This is a genomic window from Streptomyces sp. NPDC040410, from assembly GCF_055595715.1.
Genome location: NZ_JBVIVK010000069.1, coordinates 1 through 2,070, shown reverse-complemented (window position 1 = coordinate 2,070; position 2,070 = coordinate 1). Strand labels below are relative to the sequence as shown.

Sequence of the window (2,070 nt, the reverse complement as noted above, 5' to 3'; positions counted from 1 at the left end):
CGATTCGCCGCCGCATCCAGCTCCCCGTACGACAGCTCGATGCCCTCACTCACCACCGCCACCGCGTCCGGAGCCGACGCAACCCACCGCTCGAACAACTCCACCACCGACGCGTCCGAAACCTCCGCCCCCGTGTCGTTCCACTCCACCAGCAACCGATCCCGCTCATCCGCCCCAAGGACCTCAACGGCCCCGACCCGTGCCTCCGGCCTCGCCGTGACGGCCGCCAGCACCCGCGCCCAGCGCTCCGCGATCACCTCCACCGAAGCCGAGTCGAAGAGATCCGCCGAGCCCATCAACGCGCCCCGCAGCCCGGTCGGCCGGCCCTCGGCGTCGAACTGCTCGCCGACGACCACCTCAAGGTCGAACTTGGCCGGGACCAACACGGGTTCACTGAGGCCCCGTACACCTTGCTCGTCCTGGGCGGCACGCATGCCGGCCAAGCCTCCGGGCCCCGCCTGCTCGACGTTCTGGAGGGTGAACATGACCTGGAACAGCGGGTGGCGTGCGAGCGACCGTCCCGGAGCCAGCTCCTCGACCAGGCGTTCAAAGGGCACGTCCTGGTGGGCCAGCGCCCCGAGGCTCGCCTCCCGCACCCGTGCCAGCACCTGCCGGAACTCCGGGTCACCGGACAGATCGTTCCGGATCACCAGGGTGTTGACGAAGAAGCCGACCAGGTCGTCCAGCGCCTCATCCCTACGGCCGGCGGTGGCGGAGCCGATCGGAATGTCGGTTCCGGCGCCGAGGCGGGTCAACGTGACCGCGAGCGCGGCCTGCAACACCATGAACACCGTGACGCCCTCGGCCCGCGCCAGATCCACGACCCCCTGGTGCAGTTCGGCGGGGGTCGTGATCGCCACTCGGTGTCCCAGATGACCGGCGACCGCCGGACGGGCACGGTCCACGGGCAGCGCGAGTTCCTCCGGCGCCCCGGCGAGCGTGTCCCGCCAGTACTCCACCTGCGTGGACAGCAGACTCGCCGGGTCGGACTCCTCCCCCAGCAACTCCCGCTGCCACTGCGCGTAGTCGGCGTACTGAACCGGCAACGGCCGCCAGTCAGGGGCGTGCCCCTCAAGCCGTGCCGCGTAGGCCGTGGCGAGGTCCCGGCCCAGGGGGCCCATCGACCAGCCGTCACCGGCGATGTGGTGCATCACCACCAGCAGAACCTGTTCATCCGCACCGGCCTCGAACAGCCACGCCCGAACAGGCAGTTCCGACGACAGGTCGAAGGCATACCGCGACGCCTGCCCCACCGCATCCGCCAGACCCTCACTCGCGACCTCGGAGACCTCCAGCCCCCAGTCCAGCTCCTCCACGCCCAGCACCCGCTGGTACGGCTCACCCTCCACCGCCGCGAACACCGTCCGCAGCGACTCATGCCGCCCGATCACATCCCGCAGCGCCGCGTTCAGCACGGCGGCATCCACACCGCTCAACCGGATCGGCAGAGAGAGGTTGTACGTGGGGCTGGGCCCCTCCAGCTGACTCAGGAACCACAGCCGTCGCTGCGCGAACGACAACGGCACCCGCTCCGGACGCTCGACCGCAGCCCGCAACGCCGTACGAGCCCGGCCGCCGCCCTCAGCCAGCCGCGCCGCCAGACCCGCCACCGTAGGCGCCTCGAACAGCGCCCGGACCTCGACCTCCACACCCAGCACTGCACGGACCCGGGAGATCAGGCGCACTGCAAGCAGAGAATGCCCGCCGAGCTGGAAGAAGCTGTCGTCGACCCCGACCGTCTCCAGCCCCAGCACCTCGGCGAACACCCCGCACAGGATCTCCTCCTGCACGGTGGCCGGACGCCGCCCCTCACCGGCCCTGTACTCCGGCGCGGGCAGGGCCTTGCGGTCCAGCTTCCCGTTCACTGTCAGCGGCAGCTCGTCCAGGGTCACAAAGGCGGACGGCACCATGTACTCCGGCAGCCTGGACGCCACCAGCTCGCGCAACCCGTCCACGTCCTGGACCGAGGGCACGACATACGCCACCAGGACATCGTCACGGGCGACCACGGCGGCCTGGGTGACCTCCGGGTGGGACAGCAGCACGGCCTCGATCTCACCGGGCTCGATA

General features: G+C 70.5%; 1 protein-coding gene. It reads right to left on the bottom strand.

Annotation, left to right across the window (positions count from 1 at the left end; genetic code table 11):
- Nucleotides 1-2,070 (bottom strand): condensation domain-containing protein (locus ACZ562_RS38305; RefSeq protein WP_471189339.1); only part of this gene is annotated, 2,070 nt, incomplete at both ends.